This is a genomic window from Streptomyces sp. ISL-36 (assembly GCF_018614205.1).
Classification (GTDB): Bacteria; Actinomycetota; Actinomycetes; order Streptomycetales; family Streptomycetaceae; genus Streptomyces.
Window position 1 is genome coordinate 58,450 of record NZ_JAGGOS010000057.1, and the last position, 15,988, is coordinate 74,437.

Consider the following 15,988-nt stretch of genomic DNA (forward strand, 5'->3'; position numbering starts at 1 on the left):
GAGAAAAACGGAAGAACGCTTACGCGTCCTTCGCCTCCTCGGCCGGAGCCTCGGCGGCGTCCTCGGCCTTGGTCTCCTCGACCTTGGCCTCGTCAGCCTCCTTGACCGCACGCTTGGTGGCGGCCTCGGCCTCGGCGACGGTCGCCTTCTTGGCGATCTCGCCCTCGACCAGCTCGATCACGGCCATCGGGGCGTTGTCGCCACGACGGTTGCCGATCTTGGTGATACGGGTGTAGCCACCCGGGCGCTCGGCGTAGCGCGGGGCGATCTCGGTGAAGAGGGTGTGGACGATGCCCTTGTCGGTGATCGTCTGCAGCACCAGGCGACGGTTGTGGATGTCGCCCTTCTTCGCCTTGGTGATCAGGCGCTCGGCGACCGGACGCAGGCGGCGGGCCTTGGCCTCGGTCGTGGTGATGCGGCCGTGCTCGAAGAGCGACTTCGCCAGGTTGGCAAGCAGCAGACGCTCGTGAGCGGCGCTGCCGCCGAGGCGGGCACCCTTGGTGGGACGCGGCATGGTGTTTCTCCTTGTGATCTGCATCGGCCGTGTGAGGTACCGGTGTCAGTGTCCGTGCGGGCGTCTGCCCGACGGAGATCCGGCCGAAGCCGGAAACCCGGGCCGCGAGGCCCGGAGGTCTTTCGTCGCCGGGCTCGTGCCCAGCGGTCCCGGGGCCGGAGCCCCGGAGATGATGCAGCGCGCGGCGGTGACACCGCTGCGCACCCCGGCGGAGGCCAGGGGGTCCGGGCCGCGAGGCCCGGAGGTCTTTCGTCGCCGGGCTCGCGCCCAGCGGTCCCGGGGCCGGAGCCCCGGAGATCGTACGGCGCGCGGCCGTGAGACCGCTGCACACCCCCGCCCGGAGGCCAGGGGGTCCGGGCCGTGAGGCCCGGGGGGTCAGGCACGGGCCGCCGGGCCCGTCCCCGTCCCCGGCCCGGAGGACGGGGGTCCGGGGCGAAGCCCCGAGGTGTCACCGCGGCGGGCCGGGTCCCCGGAGGGGCCCGGCCCGCCGGGGGCGACTAGTACTGCTCGGTCTCGACGAAGCCCGCGTCCGCGTCGTCGTCGGCGCCGAAGGCGTCGGCGGCGGCGGTCGGGTCGAATCCGGGCGGGCTGTCCTTGAGGGCCAGGCCCATGCCGGCCAGCTTCGCCTTGACCTCGTCGATCGACTTCGCACCGAAGTTGCGGATGTCGAGCAGGTCGGCCTCGGAGCGCGCCACGAGCTCACCCACGGAGTGGATGCCCTCACGCTTGAGGCAGTTGTACGAACGAACGGTGAGCTCGAGCTCCTCGATCGGCAGCGCCAGGTCGGCGGCGAGGGCGGCGTCCGTCGGGGACGGGCCCATGTCGATGCCCTCGGCGTCGATGTTGAGCTCGCGCGCCAGACCGAACAGCTCGACCAGGGTCTTGCCGGCGGACGCCATGGCGTCACGCGGGCGCATGGCCTGCTTGGTCTCGACGTCGACGATCAGCTTGTCGAAGTCGGTGCGCTGCTCGACACGGGTCGCCTCGACCTTGTACGTGACCTTGAGCACCGGCGAGTAGATGGAGTCGACCGGGATACGGCCGATCTCCTGGCCCACCTGCTTGTTCTGCACGGCGGAGACGTAGCCGCGACCGCGCTCGACGGTCAGCTCCATCTCCAGCTTGCCCTTGCCGTTGAGCGTGGCGAGGACAAGGTCGGGGTTGTGCACCTCGACACCGGCCGGCGGGGCGATGTCGGCGGCGGTGACCAGACCCGGGCCCTGCTTGCGCAGGTACATCACGACCGGCTCGTCGTGCTCCGAGGAGACGACCAGCTGCTTGATGTTCAGGATGAGGTCGGTGACGTCCTCCTTGACGCCCGGCACGGTGGTGAACTCGTGCAGGACACCGTCGATGCGGATGGACGTGACCGCCGCACCCGGGATCGAGGAGAGGAGCGTACGGCGGAGGCTGTTGCCGAGCGTGTAGCCGAAGCCCGGCTCCAGCGGCTCGATGACGAACCGCGAACGGAATTCGTCGACGACCTCTTCGGTCAGCGAAGGACGCTGAGCGATCAGCATGGTGTGTGTTCCTTCAGTCGTGGACGCCCACTATTTGACGCCCGACAGGTACTGCTCGTACTGCAAGGGTACGGGCGGCACGGCCCCCGAAGGGGTCGTACCGCCCGGACACTCAGACCGTCACCGGTCGTGCGTCAGACGCGACGACGCTTCGGCGGACGGCAGCCGTTGTGCGGCGTGGGGGTGACGTCCTGGATCGAACCGACCTCGAGGCCCGTGGCCTGGAGGGAACGGATCGCGGTCTCGCGGCCGGAGCCCGGACCCTTGACGAAGACGTCGACCTTGCGCATGCCGTGCTCCTGCGCGCGGCGAGCGGCCGACTCGGCGGCCATCTGCGCGGCGAACGGGGTCGACTTGCGCGAGCCCTTGAAGCCGACGTGGCCGGCGGAGGCCCAGGAGATCACGTTGCCCGAGGGGTCCGTGATCGAGACGATCGTGTTGTTGAACGTGCTCTTGATGTGCGCGTGGCCGTGAGCGACGTTCTTCTTTTCCTTGCGGCGCACCTTCTTGGCAGCGCCCTGACGACCCTTGGGGGGCATCTATATCTCCTACGGGAGGTGGTCGGTCCTACAGCGAAGACCGTGTGGTCAAGCGTCCGCTGAGGACTACTTCTTGCCCGGCTTCTTCTTACCGGCGATGGCGCGACGCGGGCCCTTGCGGGTACGAGCGTTGGTGCTGGTGCGCTGACCGTGGACCGGCAGGCCACGACGGTGGCGGATGCCCTGGTAGCAGCCGATCTCGATCTTGCGGCGGATGTCGCCCTGGATCTCGCGGCGGAGGTCACCCTCGGTCTGGAGGTTGGCATCCACGTACTCGCGGATCTTGACCAGGTCCTCTTCGGCCAGGTCACGAACGCGGGTGTTCGGGTTCACGCCGGTGGAGGTGAGGATCTCCTTGGACCGGGTGCGCCCGATACCGAAGACGTAGGTGAGTGCGATCTCCACACGCTTTTCGCGCGGGATGTCGACACCGGAAACGCGTGCCATGCAATGGCTCCTGTGTGTTCGGGGGTCTTCCGCAAAGCCGCTCCCGACCGCCGACCCCTCTGATTTCAAAGAAGTGGTACGTCCGGGTCCCCGGCCCCCGCCGGAGGTGTCGTCAGCCGTTCAGAACGGCCCGACGGACTCTGCGTATGTACGTGTGTTGCGTCGCGCGAAGAACTGCGAGAATTGCAGGTCGGTCGGCGTGCGTCAGCCCTGGCGCTGCTTGTGGCGCAGGTTGTCGCAGATGACCATGACCCGACCGTGACGGCGGATCACCTTGCACTTGTCGCAGATCTTCTTGACGCTCGGCTTGACCTTCATGTGTCTGAGGTTCTCCGGGTCAGTGCCACCACCCGCGCGGGAGCGCGGAGTGCGGGCAAGATCTACTTGTAGCGGTAGACGATCCGGCCACGCGTCAGGTCGTACGGAGAGAGCTCCACGACGACCCGGTCGTCCGGAAGGATTCGGATGTAGTGCATCCGCATCTTGCCGGAGATGTGCGCGAGGACCTTGTGACCGTTCTGGAGCTCCACCTTGAACATGGCGTTCGGGAGGGACTCGATCACGGTGCCCTCGATTTCGATGGCACCTTGCTTCTTGGCCACGCTTCGCCTTTCGAATCGGCTACCTTGATCGACTCTCGATCCGCGTGAGGACACACGGGTACACGAGAGCCGACGCATCAGTCTACGTCAGGCCCCTGGAAAAGACGAATCCGGGAAGAATGCCCACTCCGGATGATCCTTACGCAAGGAGCCGCGCCGCAGTACAGGCCCCACTAGGCCAAGGGATCCGGCGCCGCCGTCACGCCCAGGTCCCGCTACGCCAAGGGATCCGGCGCCGCCGTCACGCCCAGGTCCCGCTACGCCAAGGGATCCGGCGCCGCGGTGACGCCCAGTTCCGCCAGCTTCGCCTTGCCGCCGTCCGGGGAGGTCAGGACCAGCGGGCCGGCCACCGTGAGGGCCACCGAGTGCTCCCAGTGGGAGGACCAGGTGCCGTCCGTCGTGATGACCGTCCAGTCGTCCTTGAGGACCTCCGTGTGCGGCGTGCCGAGGGAGACCATCGGCTCGATCGCCAGGCAGAAGCCGGGGACCAGCTTCGGGCCCTTGCCGCGCTTGCGGGAGACGTAGTTCAGCAGGTGCGGGTCCATGTGCATCTCGGTGCCGATGCCGTGGCCGCCGTAGTCCTCGACGATGCCGTACTTGCCGCCGCCCGGCTTCGGCTGCCGACGGATGTACGTCTCGATCGCGCGCGAGATGTCGACCAGCCGGTTGCCGTTCTTCATCGCGGCGATGCCGGCCCACATCGACTCCTCGGTCACCCGGGAGAGCTCGATCAGCTCAGGAGCGTGCCCCGTGCCCACGAACGCCGTGTACGCCGCGTCCCCGTGCCAGCCGTCGACGATCGCGCCGCAGTCGATCGAGATGATGTCCCCGTCCTTGAGGACCGTCTTCTCGTCCGGGATGCCGTGGACGACGACCTCGTTCACCGAGGTGCAGATCGTCGCGGGGAAACCGCCGTACCCGAGGAAGTTCGACTTCGCGCCGTGGTCCGCGATCACCTTCCGCGCGACCTCGTCCAGGTCCTTCGTCGTGGCGCCCGGCACGGCCGCCTCGCGGGTCGCCGCGTGGATGGCCGCGACGACCAGCCCCGCCTCGCGCATCTTCGCGATCTGCTCGGGGGTCTTGATCTGCACCATCGCCGCGGGGGCCTTTCCTTCGGATACGGGGAACAGAACAACGATACGGCCGCGGCGCCCCCGAGGGGCACCGCGGCCGTATCCGTACAAGCAGGGTGAGCGTCAGCTCTTCTTCAGCGCCGCCATCGCGCGTCCGGTGACCTCGTCCACCTTGCCGAGCGCCGAGATCGTCACGACCAGGTTCTGCGCCCGGTAGTAGTCGATGATCGGCTCGGTCTGCGTGTGGTAGACCTCCAGGCGCCGGCGGACGGTCTCCTCGGAGTCGTCGTCGCGCTGGTAGAGCTCGCCGCCGCACACGTCACACACGCCCTCGGCCTTCGGCGGGGTGTACGTGACGTGGAAGACGTGCGCGCTGTCGTTGCGGCAGATGCGGCGACCCGCGATCCGCTTGACGACCTCGTCCTCGGGGACCTCCAGGTCCAGGACCGCGTCCAGCTGCATGTCCTCGGCCTTGAGGACCACGTCCAGCGCCTCGGCCTGGGCCACGTTGCGCGGGAAGCCGTCGAGCAGGAAGCCGTTCGCGGCGTCGGCCTGCTCCATACGGTCCTTGGCCATCCCGATGGTGACCTCGTCGGGCACCAGGTCACCGGCGTCCATGAACGCCTTGGCCTTGAGGCCCAGCTCCGTGCCCTGACTGATGTTGGCGCGGAACAGGTCGCCCGTGGAGATGTGCGGGATGTCCAGGTTCTTGGCAAGGAACGCGGCCTGCGTACCCTTGCCGGCCCCGGGCGGTCCGACGAGGACGATTCGCATCAGCGGAGGAACCCTTCGTAATTGCGCTGCTGGAGCTGGCTCTCGATCTGCTTCACGGTCTCCAGCCCCACACCCACGATGATGAGGATGCTCGTCCCACCGAAGGGGAAGTTGGCATTGGCGCCGCCGAAGCCTGCCAACGCCATCGTCGGCACAAGAGCGATCAGACCCAGATACAGCGAGCCCGGCCAAGTGATCCGGTTGAGCACGTAGCTCAGATACTCGGCAGTAGGTCGACCAGCCCGGATACCCGGGATGAAGCCACCATACTTCTTCATGTTGTCCGCGACTTCCTCGGGGTTGAACGAGATCGCCACATAGAAGAAGGCGAAGAACACGATCAGGAGGAAGTACGTAGCGATGTAGTAGGGGTGGTCACCCTTGACGAAGTGGGCTTCGATCCAGGTCTTCCACCCTGCGGTGGAGTTCGAGAACTGGGCGATCAACGCCGGGATGTAGAGCAGCGACGAGGCGAAGATGACAGGAATCACACCTGCCTGGTTCACCTTGAGCGGGATATAAGTGGACGTTCCGCCGTAGGACCTGCGGCCGATCATCCGCTTCGCGTACTGCACCGGGATGCGGCGCTGGGCCTGCTCGACGAAGACGACGAGGCCGACCATCGCGAATCCGACCAGGATCACGGTGCCGAACTCGATCCAGCCGTCGGCCAGGTCGCCCTCGACCTTGATCTTCCACAGGGCGCCCGGGAAGCCGGCGGCGATCGAGATGAACATCAGGATCGACATGCCGTTGCCGATGCCGCGGTCGGTGACGAGCTCACCGAGCCACATGACGACGGCGGTGCCCGCGGTCATGGTGACGACCATGGTCGCGGTCGCGAAGATCGACTGGTCGGGAACGACCTGGTTCGCCACCGTGCAGCCGCTGAAGAGCGCACCGGTGCGAGCTGTCGCCACGAGGCCGGTGCCCTGGAGGACGGCGAGCGCGATCGTCAGGTACCGCGTGTACTGCGTGATCTTGGCGGTGCCGGACTGTCCCTCCTTCTTGAGGGCCTCCAGGCGCGGAATCACGACGGTCAGCAGCTGCAGGATGATGCTCGCCGTGATGTACGGCATGATGCCGAGCGCGAAGATGGTGATCTGCAGCAGCGCTCCGCCGCTGAACATGTTCACCAGGCCGAAAAGCGAATTACTGCCCTGGCTCGCCTGGTCCACACACTGCTGGACGGCCTTGTAACTGACACCGGGTACGGGGATGTGGGCCCCGAGCCGGTACAGCACGATGATGCCCAGTGTGAAGAGCAGCTTCTTGCGCAGGTCGGGCGTCTTGAACGCCCGGGCGAACGCGGTGAGCACGGTGCCTCCTGCGACCCCCGCGTTACGCGCGTGAGGGTGACGGTTTGTATGTGAGCAGTTACAGAACACGGCAGCCGCACGCCAGAAGCGCAGACTGCCGGGGAAGCTAACAGCGGCTACCATACCCGCCCCCACAGCCAGCGGGAAACGTCTCCGAGGCACGTCAACGCCGCGTGGGCCGCGGGCTGCCCTCCGGGCCCCGGACATCCGACTTTCGTCGGGTGCCCCTGCCGACCAAGAGACGTGGTGACACGGCATCCCGCCCTCAGAAGACTGTTCGAGCGGTTCCGGACCGACCGGCCGGAACCGCGCATCGATCGGTCGACACTCTGGGGGAAACCACTCGTGAAGAAGTCACTCGCCGTCGCGGGCGCCACCTGCGCCGCTCTCCTGCTCGGCACGACCACCGCCACGGCCCAGGCCGCCACCGCGGCGGCGCCCGCACCGCCGGCCGCCGCACCGATGGCCGCCGCCGCGGCCTGCAATCTCGCGGTGTACACGCCGTGGAAGGAGAACATCTCGTCCTCGGGCGTCAACGACCACGCCCGCTCCAAGTACTGGACCGTGAACAACTGCAGCGGCTGGTACTTCACCGCGACGCTGCAGTACCACCGCTGGGACGGCTGGAACCGCGTGGCCGGTACGGACTGGGTCGGCAACCGCTCCACCAGCTACCTCCAGTGGCGGTGCCAGGGCAAGGGCACCTTCACCTACCGCACGAAGGGCTCCGCCCGGGGCGGCAGCCCGGCCCGCGTCGGCTGGTCCACCAGCGGGGAACGTCGCTTCAGCTGCTGACCGTGAAGCGCATCCGGACGGCCCTCGCGGGCTGCGCCGCGGTGACGGCCACGGTCGTCGCCGTCACCCTCGGCCTCCCCGACGAGAGGCGCGGCACGGAGGACGACGGCGTCGCCGGGTCGTCCGTCGCCCGTATCGAGTTCACCGAGGCGGTACCCCTGGACAGCGACCCGTCCGCGACGACCGACCGGAAGGTGGTGATGTTCGCCGAGCACCGGGGGGACGCGGTGAGCGCGCTCCATTTCGTCATCACGATCGATGGAAGAGTGGCGGAGGAACGCCGCTGGCGTGCCGACCGTCCCGAGTCCATCACCGCACGGAGCTGGGAATCCTGCTCGACCGCGGACGAGCCCACTCCCGCACCGAGGTCCGGACAGCCTGGAGGTGATCCTGCGGGGATACTTCGGGCCTCCCGACGTTCCGCGCGACGCGAGGAAGGTCGCCGGCGGCCGGAGCCGCTGGGAGACCCCGACGGGCATGATGCTCATGACGTACACCGACCTCGGGGGTCCGTATCCGGACCGCGTCGTCGAGATCAGGGGACCGGACGGCTCCATCGGGTCCACGATCAGCGACACGCGGATCAGTGACCACTCCGCCCTCCCCGAGTGGCGCGAGGGCTGGCAGCGATGCCGGCCCGCGGCCGGGGCGGTCTGAACCGGCCGAGCCACGGAAAAAGGTGCGGCCGATCCCGTTTCGGGATTCGGCCGCACCTTTCTGGTACGACCGAAACGGAATATCAGGTACTGCTCAAAATAGCTGTGCCGCTATCGGCGGCCTCCATAGAATCGTGACGACCGATGGGGCGGGAGCGGGGGAACGAGCGACCGCCTCAGCAGCGATCGCGAAGTGGGGGAAATGAGCACCCAGCAACATGCCCATGTCCTTGTCGCCGACGACAGCCCGACCCGCACCCTCGGAATCATCCAGATCGTCAGAGAACTCTCGTACGTGACGACGATCAGCACCAGCACCTTCAGCGGCCTGGCCGACGCTGTCGGCCGCACCGCACCGGACCTCGTGCTGCTCAGCACGGCCGACTCGCCCGACGAAGACCTGACCACCTTCGTTCGGCCGCAGGCAGAGGGGCGCACCGTCCGCTTCATCACCTTCGGACATCCGGCCCGGACCCGTATCACTCCGTCCAGCGTTTCGGCCGGACTCCATGGATTCCTGCCCAGCAGCGCGACACCAGAGGATTTCGACCGCGCTCTCTCCGCCACCCTCGCGGGATTCACGTATTTCCCCAGCGAAATGGTGGAGGAATTGGCTCGGTACCGCATGCGGTTCCCTCAGTTGACTCCCCGGGAACAGCAGGTGCTCGATCTTCTCTCCGGCGGGCTGAGCAATCACCGCATCGCGAAATCCCTGGGAATCAAGGAGGCCACGGTGAAGATGTACGTGACCCACGTGCTGGCCAAGCTCAAGGTGGAAAGCCGGCTCCAGGCCTGCCTCAAGGCCCGGGGACTCGCCTCGGCCGCCGCCTGACCGCCGCACCGCACACAAAAAAGCCTGGCCGGCTCCCCCGAGGGGGAGCCGGCCAGGCTCAGTGCTGTCGAACCGGGGCTCAGACGAGCTCGGTGACGCTGCCGCCGGCGGCGGCGATCTTCTCCTTGGCGGAGCCGGAGACGGCGTCGACCGTCACCTGCAGCGCCACGGAGACCTCACCGGTGCCGAGCACCTTGACGAGGCTGTTCTTACGCACCGCGCCCTTGGCGACCAGGTCGGCCACCGTGACCTCTCCACCCTCGGGGTAGAGAGCGCCGAGCTTGTCCAGGTTCACGACCTGGTACTCGGTGCGGAACGGGTTCTTGAAGCCCTTGAGCTTCGGCAGACGCATGTGGAGGGGCATCTGCCCACCCTCGAAGCGCTGCGGAACCTGGTAACGGGCCTTCGTACCCTTGGTACCACGACCAGCGGTCTTACCCTTGGACGCCTCACCACGACCCACACGGGTCTTGGCGGTCTTGGCGCCCGGGGCAGGCCGGAGGTTGTGGGCCTTCAGCGGGCTGTTCTCCGCCATGTCAGTCAACCTCCTCAACCGTCACGAGGTGGCGGACGGTGTGCACCATTCCGCGGAACTCGGGGCGGTCCTCCTTGACAACCACGTCGCCCAGGCGCTTGAGCCCGAGCGAACGCAGGGTGTCGCGGTGGTTCTGCTTGCTACCGATGTACGACTTCGTCTGCGTGACCTTGAGGCGAGCCATTACGCACCCGCCCCAGCACGCGCACGGAGCAGAGCCGCGGGGGCGACGTCCTCGAGGGGCAGACCACGGCGAGCCGCGATCTCCTCGGGACGCTGCAGGCCCTTGAGGGCCGCCACGGTCGCGTGCACGATGTTGATCGCGTTGTCGGAGCCGAGCGACTTCGACAGGATGTCGTGAACGCCGGCGCACTCGAGCACGGCGCGCACCGGGCCACCGGCGATAACACCGGTACCGGGGGAAGCCGGCTTGAGCAGGACGACGCCCGCGGCCTTCTCGCCCTGGATCGGGTGAGGGATGGTGCCCTGGATGCGCGGAACCTTGAAGAAGTTCTTCTTGGCTTCCTCGACACCCTTGGCGATGGCCGCGGGAACTTCCTTGGCCTTGCCGTAACCGACACCTACCGTGCCGTCACCGTCGCCCACCACGACCAGCGCGGTGAAGCTGAAGCGGCGACCACCCTTGACAACCTTGGCGACGCGGTTGATCGCGACAACGCGCTCAACGTACGCGGTCTTCTCGGCGGCAGCGCCACCGTCGCGGCCCTTCCGGTCCCGCCGCTCGCCGCCACCGGCACCGCTTCCGCGGCGCTGGGGTCCAGCCATTGGATTACCTCTCTCTGTTACGTCCGTTAGTCCCGGAACCGGGGCTTAGAACTTCAGCCCGGCTTCGCGGGCGGCGTCAGCCAGAGCGGCAATGCGCCCGGCGTACCTGTTGCCACCACGGTCGAACACGACAGCCTCGACGCCGGCGGCCTTGGCGCGCTCGGCGACCAGGGAACCGACCTGCTTGGCCTGCGCGGACTTGTCACCCTCGCCGCCACGGATCGACGCGTCCAGGGTCGACGCCGACGCAAGGGTGTGACCCTTGAGGTCGTCGATGACCTGAGCGGTGATACCGCGGTTGGAACGCGTCACGACGAGGCGCGGACGCTCCGCCGTACCCGACACGTTCTTGCGGATGCGGATGTGGCGGCGCTTCTTGGCAGCGCCCTTGTAGGCGTCGCCCTTGGCGATCTTCACACCGTATGCCATGGCTTACTTACCAGCCTTTCCGACCTTGCGGCGGATGACCTCACCCGCATACTTCACGCCCTTGGCCTTGTAGGGGTCGGGCTTGCGAAGCTTGCGGATGTTGGCGGCGACCTCGCCGACCTTCTGCTTGTCGATGCCCTCGACCGAGAACTTGGTCGGCGACTCGACCTTGAACGAGATGCCCTCAGGCGCCTCGATCATGATCGGGTGGCTGTAGCCGAGCTGGAACTCCAGACCGGAGCCCTTCGCGGCGACGCGGTAACCGACACCGCTGATCTCGAGCGCCTTGATGTATCCCTGGGTCACACCGGTGATCATGTTGGCCACCAGCGTGCGGGACAGGCCGTGGAGGGCCTTGTTCTGACGCTCGTCGTTGGGGCGGGTGACGTTGAGAACGCCGTCCTCACCCTTAACGATCTCGATCGGCGCGGCGACGGTGTGGCTCAGGGTGCCCTTGGAACCCTTGACCGTGACCGTGCGGCCCTCGATGGTGACGTCCACACCGGCGGGAACCTGGATAGGCAGCTTGCCAATACGCGACATTAGCTATTCCTCCGTTCCCGACTACCAGACGTAGGCGAGGACTTCCCCACCTACGCCCTTCTTGCCTGCCTGCTGTCCGGTCAGGAGACCGTGGGACGTGGAGATGATCGCCACGCCCAGGCCACCGAGGACCTTCGGCAGGTTGGTGGACTTCGCGTAAACCCGGAGGCCCGGCTTCGAGATCCGCTTGATGCCCGCGATGGAGCGCTCACGGTTCGGACCGAACTTGAGCTCGAGAACGAGGTTCTTGCCGACCTCGGCGTCCTCGACCTTCCAGCCCGTGATGAAGCCCTCCTGCTGGAGGATTTCCGCGATGTGGGACTTGATCTTGCTGTGCGGCATCGACACGGAGTCGTGGTACGCCGAGTTCGCGTTACGCAGACGCGTGAGCATGTCTGCGATGGGATCAGTCATGGTCATGAATTGGCCTTCGGCCTCTCTCGCCGGGGTTTCCTGTATGCGCCATCCCTCTCCCCACACAGGGGCGGGACGGGTGCGGCGCGGGGACCTACGGCGTAGTAAGTCGTACGGGCGGCAGACGCCCAACCCTCCTAGCCTAAGCCATGGAGGGGTGGGCCTCTGCCAACCCTCTGCTTACCGAGAGACTCCGGTTATCCCAGAATTACGGGGATTACCAGGAGCTCTTGGTCACGCCCGGCAGCTCGCCACGGTGAGCCATCTCACGAAGGCACACGCGGCACAGGCCGAACTTGCGGTACACGGAGTGGGGACGACCACAGCGCTGGCAGCGCGTGTAGCCGCGCACGCCGAACTTGGGCTTGCGGGCAGCCTTCGCGATGAGAGCCTTCTTCGCCATCTCGCTTACGCCTCCTTGAACGGGAAGCCGAGGTGACGGAGAAGGGCGCGGCCCTCAGCGTCGTTGGTCGCCGTGGTGACCACGGTGATGTCCATACCCCGGACACGGTCGATCTTGTCCTGGTCGATCTCGTGGAACATGACCTGCTCCGTGAGACCGAAGGTGTAGTTGCCACGCCCGTCGAACTGCTTGGGGGACAGACCACGGAAGTCGCGGATGCGCGGAAGCGCGAGCGACAGGGTGCGGTCGAGGAACTCCCACATGCGGTCGCCACGGAGGGTGACGTGCGCACCGATCGGCTGGCCCTCACGCAGCTTGAACTGCGCGATGGACTTACGGGCCTTGGTGACGGCCGGCTTCTGACCGGTGATCGTGGTGAGGTCGCGGATGGCGCCCTCGATCAGCTTGGAGTCGCGGGCGGCGTCGCCCACACCCATGTTGACCACGATCTTGACGAGGCCGGGGATCTGCATGACGTTCTCGTAGGAGAACTCCTCACGCAGCTTGCCCGCGATCTCCTCGCGGTACTTCGTCTTGAGACGCGGAGTGGTGGTAGCCATCAGATGTCCTCACCCGTCCGCTTGGCAACGCGGATCTTGTTGCCCTCGTCGTCGAAGCGGTAACCGACACGCGTGACGACCTTGTTGCCGTCCTTCTCCACGACGAGCTGAACGTTGCTCACGTGGACAGGGGCCTCGGTCGTGACGATGCCACCGGCCTGCGACGGGCCGGCCTTGGTGTGCTTCTTGACCCGGTTGACACCCTCGACCAGGACACGGTCCTCGCGGGGGAAGGCCGCGATGACCTTGCCCTGCTTGCCCTTGTCCTTACCGGTGATGACCTGGACCAGGTCGCCCTTCTTGATCTTCATGCTTACAGCACCTCCGGCGCGAGCGAGATGATCTTCATGAACTTCTTCTCGCGCAGCTCACGGCCCACCGGGCCGAAGATACGGGTGCCGCGAGGGTCGCCGTCGTTCTTGAGAATGACAGCGGCGTTCTCGTCGAAGCGGATGTACGAGCCGTCCTGGCGGCGGCGCTCCTTGACGGTGCGAACGATGACCGCCTTGACGACGTCACCCTTCTTCACGTTGCCACCGGGGATCGCATCCTTGACGGTGGCGACGATGACGTCACCGATGCCCGCGTAGCGGCGACCGGAGCCACCGAGAACACGGATGCAAAGGATCTCCTTGGCACCAGTGTTGTCGGCGACACGCAGTCGCGACTCCTGCTGGATCACGTCTATCTCCTGATTGTCTGCCGGTTCCCGGCGGAGGTGCGCTAGTTGACTAGCGCACCTCCGCCGAGCCTGGCGGAACTGACCCGAGGGAAACCCCTCGAGTAATTACTTGGCCTTCTCGAGGATCTCGACGACGCGCCAGTGCTTCGAGGCGGACAGCTTCCGGGTCTCCATCAGGAGGACGCGGTCGCCGACGCCGGCAGCGTTCTGCTCGTCGTGAGCCTTGAGCTTGTTCGTACGGCGGATGACCTTGCCGTACAGCGCGTGCTTGACGCGGTCCTCGACGGCGACGACGACGGTCTTGTCCATCTTGTCGCTGACGACCAGGCCCTCACGGACCTTGCGGGCGTTGCGCTCGGTCTTCTCAGTCACGTTGTTCTCGCTCATCAGGCGCTCTCCACCGTCTCGATGCCCAGCTCGCGCTCACGCATCAGGGTGTAGATCCGCGCGATGTCCTTGCGGACGGACTTGAGCCGCCCGTGGTTCTCGAGCTGGCCAGTCGCCGCCTGGAAGCGGAGGTTGAACAGCTCTTCCTTGGCCTCGCGGAGCTTGTTGAGAAGCTCCTCGTTGCCCAGCTCGCGCAGCTCGGACGCCTTGGTACCGGCAGTCATCACAGCTCACCTGCCTCGCGCTTGACGATCTTGCACTTCATCGGCAGCTTGTGGGCCGCACGGGTCAGGGCCTCGCGCGCGATCTTCTCGTTCGGGTAGGACAGCTCGAACATCACCCGACCGGGCTTGACGTTCGCGATCCACCACTCCGGCGAACCCTTACCGGAACCCATGCGGGTCTCGGCAGGCTTCTTGGTCAGCGGGCGGTCCGGGTAGATGTTGATCCAGACCTTGCCGCCACGCTTGATGTGGCGGGTCATCGCGATACGAGCCGCCTCGATCTGGCGGTTGGTCACGTACGCCGGAGTGAGGGCCTGAATGCCGTACTCGCCGAACGCAACCTGCGTACCACCCTTGGACATACCGCTGCGCTTCGGGTGGTGCTGCTTGCGGTGCTTGACCCTACGGGGGATCAGCATTTCGGTCAGGCCTCCGTTCCGGTGCTCTCAGCCGGAGCGGCAGCGGCGGCGGGAGCGTCGGCCTTGGGGGCCTCGGCAGCCGGCGCGGACTGCTGCTGCGGCTTGCGGCCGCGGCCGCCACGCTCGCCACCGCGGCCACCACGGCCGGCGGGACGGTCGCCAGCGCCGGCACCACGGGCCGGGCGGTTACCCGCACGGGCCGCAGCGTTCTCGGCGCGGACCTCGGCGATGTTCTTGACGTCGCCCTTGTAGATCCAGACCTTCACGCCGATGCGACCGAAGGTGGTCTTGGCCTCGAAGAAGCCGTAGTCGACGTTCGCGCGGAGCGTGTGCAGGGGCACACGGCCCTCGCGGTAGAACTCCGAGCGGGACATCTCGGCGCCGCCGAGACGACCGCCGCACTGGATCTTGATGCCCTTGGCGCCGGCCTTCATCGTGCCCTGCATGCTCTTACGCATGGCGCGACGGAAGGAGACGCGGGAGGAGAGCTGCTCGGCAACGGCCTGGGCGACCAGCTGAGCGTCCATCTCGGGGTTCTTGACCTCGAGGATGTTCAGCTGGACCTGCTTGCCCGTGAGCTTCTCGAGGTCGCCGCGGATGCGGTCGGCCTCGGCGCCACGGCGGCCGATGACGATGCCGGGACGCGCGGTGTGGATGTCCACCCGCACGCGGTCACGGGTGCGCTCGATCTCAACCTTCGAGATGCCGGCGCGCTCCATGCCGGACGTCATCATCCGACGGATGGCGACGTCTTCCTTGACGTAGTCCTTGTACAGCTTGTCGGCGTACCAGCGGGACTTGAAGTCCGTGGTGATGCCGAGCCGGAACCCATGCGGGTTAACCTTCTGGCCCATTACCGGGTTCCTTCCTTGCTGCTGACGACCACGGTGATGTGGCTGGTCCGCTTACGGATCCGGTAGGCACGACCCTGAGCACGCGGACGGAACCGCTTCAGGGTCGGGCCCTCATCCACGTACGCCTCGCTGATGAACAGCGAAGAGGCGTCACTGTGGTCGTAGTTGTGTGCAGCGTTGGCGATGGCGCTGTCCAGCACCTTGCCAACCGGCACGCTCGCGGCCTGCGGGGCGAAACGCAGGACCGCCTGAGCCTCCGTGGCGTCCATGCCACGGATAAGGTCCACCACGCGGCGGGCCTTCATGGGCGTGACGCGGATGTACCGCGCCTGGGCCCTGGCTTCCATGGTTGTCCTTCCAGTGTCTGTCATGGTCATTCCACCCCGCTACTAGCGGCGCTTCGACTTCCGGTCGTCCTTCACGTGACCCCGGAAGGTGCGCGTCGGCGAGAACTCGCCGAGCTTGTGGCCGACCATCGACTCGGTGACAAACACCGGAATGTGGGTCTTGCCGTTGTGCACCGCGATCGTGTGGCCGAGCATGGCCGGGATGATCATCGAGCGACGGGACCAGGTCTTGATGACGTTCTTGGTGCCGGCTTCGTTCTGGACGTCCACCTTCTTTACGAGGTGGTCGTCGACGAAGGGCCCCTTCTTGAGACTGCGCGGCATCTAAACCCGC

At 66.6% G+C, this 15,988-nt stretch carries 29 protein-coding genes; 3 read left to right on the forward strand and 26 right to left on the reverse strand.

Annotated elements, in window-relative coordinates:
* Positions 1-19: 19 nt before the first annotated feature.
* From rplQ to secY, 9 genes are all read right to left on the reverse strand, one after another.
* Entirely contained in the window at positions 20-514 is a 495-nt protein-coding gene (gene rplQ / locus J7E93_RS15765) for a 50S ribosomal protein L17 (protein ID WP_215069795.1), read from the reverse strand.
* Positions 515-1,011: 497 nt separating this feature from the next.
* The gene (locus tag J7E93_RS15770) at positions 1,012-2,034 is read right to left on the reverse strand and encodes a DNA-directed RNA polymerase subunit alpha (protein WP_003966937.1); all 1,023 of its coding nucleotides are present in this window, start codon (positions 2,032-2,034) and stop codon (positions 1,012-1,014) included.
* 134 nt (positions 2,035-2,168) lie between these two features.
* Complete coding sequence (gene rpsK, locus J7E93_RS15775; protein WP_003956432.1) at positions 2,169-2,573, reverse strand: 30S ribosomal protein S11; 405 nt, start codon at positions 2,571-2,573, stop codon at positions 2,169-2,171.
* A 66-nt stretch (positions 2,574-2,639) separates the two neighbouring features.
* Positions 2,640-3,020 (reverse strand): 30S ribosomal protein S13, encoded by a 381-nt coding sequence (rpsM, locus tag J7E93_RS15780; protein ID WP_215069797.1) that lies wholly within the window; start codon positions 3,018-3,020, stop codon positions 2,640-2,642.
* A gap of 204 nt (positions 3,021-3,224) precedes the next feature.
* Positions 3,225-3,338, reverse strand: coding sequence for a 50S ribosomal protein L36 (gene rpmJ / locus J7E93_RS15785; RefSeq protein ID WP_003956441.1), 114 nt, complete (start codon positions 3,336-3,338; stop codon positions 3,225-3,227).
* A gap of 62 nt (positions 3,339-3,400) precedes the next feature.
* Positions 3,401-3,622 (reverse strand): translation initiation factor IF-1, encoded by a 222-nt coding sequence (infA, locus tag J7E93_RS15790; protein WP_003956442.1) that lies wholly within the window; start codon positions 3,620-3,622, stop codon positions 3,401-3,403.
* 257 nt (positions 3,623-3,879) lie between these two features.
* Complete coding sequence (map, locus tag J7E93_RS15795) at positions 3,880-4,716, reverse strand: type I methionyl aminopeptidase (protein WP_215069799.1); 837 nt, start codon at positions 4,714-4,716, stop codon at positions 3,880-3,882.
* A 102-nt stretch (positions 4,717-4,818) separates the two neighbouring features.
* A complete protein-coding gene (locus J7E93_RS15800; RefSeq protein ID WP_215069800.1) occupies positions 4,819-5,469 on the reverse strand; it encodes an adenylate kinase in 651 nt (216 codons plus the stop codon).
* Positions 5,469-6,788: a preprotein translocase subunit SecY gene (secY, locus tag J7E93_RS15805; RefSeq protein WP_215069802.1), complete on the reverse strand. Its 1,320-nt coding sequence runs from the start codon at positions 6,786-6,788 to the stop codon at positions 5,469-5,471. The genes J7E93_RS15800 and secY overlap by 1 nt, the downstream gene beginning before the upstream one ends.
* A gap of 345 nt (positions 6,789-7,133) precedes the next feature.
* On the opposite strand from secY, the gene J7E93_RS15810 reads away from it, so the two are divergent.
* Positions 7,134-7,583: a hypothetical protein gene (locus J7E93_RS15810; RefSeq protein ID WP_215069804.1), complete on the forward strand. Its 450-nt coding sequence runs from the start codon at positions 7,134-7,136 to the stop codon at positions 7,581-7,583.
* Here the strand turns inward: J7E93_RS15810 and J7E93_RS15815 are convergent.
* Positions 7,573-7,833 carry a hypothetical protein gene (locus tag J7E93_RS15815; RefSeq protein ID WP_215069806.1) on the reverse strand — a complete coding sequence of 87 codons (261 nt, stop codon included), beginning with the start codon at positions 7,831-7,833 and terminating at the stop codon, positions 7,573-7,575. The genes J7E93_RS15810 and J7E93_RS15815 overlap by 11 nt on opposite strands.
* Before the next feature lie 134 nt (positions 7,834-7,967).
* Between J7E93_RS15815 and J7E93_RS15820 the strand changes: the two genes are divergently transcribed.
* Together J7E93_RS15820 and J7E93_RS15825 are read left to right on the forward strand one after the other, a co-directional pair.
* Positions 7,968-8,240, forward strand: coding sequence for a hypothetical protein (locus tag J7E93_RS15820; protein ID WP_215069807.1), 273 nt, complete (start codon positions 7,968-7,970; stop codon positions 8,238-8,240).
* Between the two features lie 201 nt (positions 8,241-8,441).
* Positions 8,442-9,071 carry a response regulator transcription factor gene (locus J7E93_RS15825; RefSeq protein WP_215069809.1) on the forward strand — a complete coding sequence of 210 codons (630 nt, stop codon included), beginning with the start codon at positions 8,442-8,444 and terminating at the stop codon, positions 9,069-9,071.
* Between the two features lie 79 nt (positions 9,072-9,150).
* On the opposite strand, the gene rplO is transcribed toward J7E93_RS15825, so the two are convergent.
* The 16 genes from rplO to rpsS all read right to left on the reverse strand — a co-directional run bounded on the left by rplO (position 9,151) and on the right by rpsS (position 15,978).
* The gene (gene rplO, locus J7E93_RS15830) at positions 9,151-9,606 is read right to left on the reverse strand and encodes a 50S ribosomal protein L15 (RefSeq protein WP_215069811.1); all 456 of its coding nucleotides are present in this window, start codon (positions 9,604-9,606) and stop codon (positions 9,151-9,153) included.
* Position 9,607: 1 nt separating this feature from the next.
* Entirely contained in the window at positions 9,608-9,790 is a 183-nt protein-coding gene (gene rpmD, locus J7E93_RS15835) for a 50S ribosomal protein L30 (protein ID WP_041130781.1), read from the reverse strand.
* Entirely contained in the window at positions 9,790-10,392 is a 603-nt protein-coding gene (gene rpsE / locus J7E93_RS15840) for a 30S ribosomal protein S5 (protein WP_017239585.1), read from the reverse strand. Before rpsE ends, rpmD begins: the two co-directional genes overlap by 1 nt.
* A gap of 45 nt (positions 10,393-10,437) precedes the next feature.
* Positions 10,438-10,821, reverse strand: coding sequence for a 50S ribosomal protein L18 (gene rplR / locus J7E93_RS15845; RefSeq protein WP_056651228.1), 384 nt, complete (start codon positions 10,819-10,821; stop codon positions 10,438-10,440).
* Positions 10,822-10,824: 3 nt separating this feature from the next.
* On the reverse strand, positions 10,825-11,364 hold the full coding sequence (gene rplF / locus J7E93_RS15850) for a 50S ribosomal protein L6 (RefSeq protein WP_215069813.1): 540 nt from the start codon (positions 11,362-11,364) through the stop codon (positions 10,825-10,827).
* A 21-nt stretch (positions 11,365-11,385) separates the two neighbouring features.
* Positions 11,386-11,784, reverse strand: a complete 399-nt coding sequence (gene rpsH / locus J7E93_RS15855) for a 30S ribosomal protein S8 (protein ID WP_158989430.1) — start codon at positions 11,782-11,784, stop codon at positions 11,386-11,388.
* A gap of 211 nt (positions 11,785-11,995) precedes the next feature.
* The gene (locus J7E93_RS15860; protein WP_003948630.1) at positions 11,996-12,181 is read right to left on the reverse strand and encodes a type Z 30S ribosomal protein S14; all 186 of its coding nucleotides are present in this window, start codon (positions 12,179-12,181) and stop codon (positions 11,996-11,998) included.
* 5 nt (positions 12,182-12,186) lie between these two features.
* Positions 12,187-12,744: a 50S ribosomal protein L5 gene (gene rplE, locus J7E93_RS15865; RefSeq protein ID WP_215069857.1), complete on the reverse strand. Its 558-nt coding sequence runs from the start codon at positions 12,742-12,744 to the stop codon at positions 12,187-12,189.
* Positions 12,741-13,052: a 50S ribosomal protein L24 gene (gene rplX / locus J7E93_RS15870; RefSeq protein WP_158989426.1), complete on the reverse strand. Its 312-nt coding sequence runs from the start codon at positions 13,050-13,052 to the stop codon at positions 12,741-12,743. The genes rplE and rplX overlap by 4 nt, the downstream gene beginning before the upstream one ends.
* A gap of 2 nt (positions 13,053-13,054) precedes the next feature.
* Entirely contained in the window at positions 13,055-13,423 is a 369-nt protein-coding gene (rplN, locus tag J7E93_RS15875) for a 50S ribosomal protein L14 (protein WP_003956455.1), read from the reverse strand.
* Between the two features lie 105 nt (positions 13,424-13,528).
* Positions 13,529-13,810: a 30S ribosomal protein S17 gene (gene rpsQ / locus J7E93_RS15880; RefSeq protein WP_147980755.1), complete on the reverse strand. Its 282-nt coding sequence runs from the start codon at positions 13,808-13,810 to the stop codon at positions 13,529-13,531.
* Complete coding sequence (gene rpmC / locus J7E93_RS15885) at positions 13,810-14,034, reverse strand: 50S ribosomal protein L29 (RefSeq protein WP_030214018.1); 225 nt, start codon at positions 14,032-14,034, stop codon at positions 13,810-13,812. Before rpmC ends, rpsQ begins: the two co-directional genes overlap by 1 nt.
* Complete coding sequence (rplP, locus tag J7E93_RS15890) at positions 14,034-14,453, reverse strand: 50S ribosomal protein L16 (protein ID WP_015035580.1); 420 nt, start codon at positions 14,451-14,453, stop codon at positions 14,034-14,036. The genes rpmC and rplP overlap by 1 nt, the downstream gene beginning before the upstream one ends.
* 5 nt (positions 14,454-14,458) lie before the next feature.
* Entirely contained in the window at positions 14,459-15,307 is an 849-nt protein-coding gene (rpsC, locus tag J7E93_RS15895; RefSeq protein WP_017239578.1) for a 30S ribosomal protein S3, read from the reverse strand.
* Positions 15,307-15,654, reverse strand: a complete 348-nt coding sequence (gene rplV, locus J7E93_RS15900; protein WP_058848120.1) for a 50S ribosomal protein L22 — start codon at positions 15,652-15,654, stop codon at positions 15,307-15,309. Before rplV ends, rpsC begins: the two co-directional genes overlap by 1 nt.
* Positions 15,655-15,696: 42 nt before the next feature.
* Positions 15,697-15,978, reverse strand: coding sequence for a 30S ribosomal protein S19 (gene rpsS / locus J7E93_RS15905; protein ID WP_215069815.1), 282 nt, complete (start codon positions 15,976-15,978; stop codon positions 15,697-15,699).
* Between the last annotated feature and the right edge of the window lie 10 nt (positions 15,979-15,988).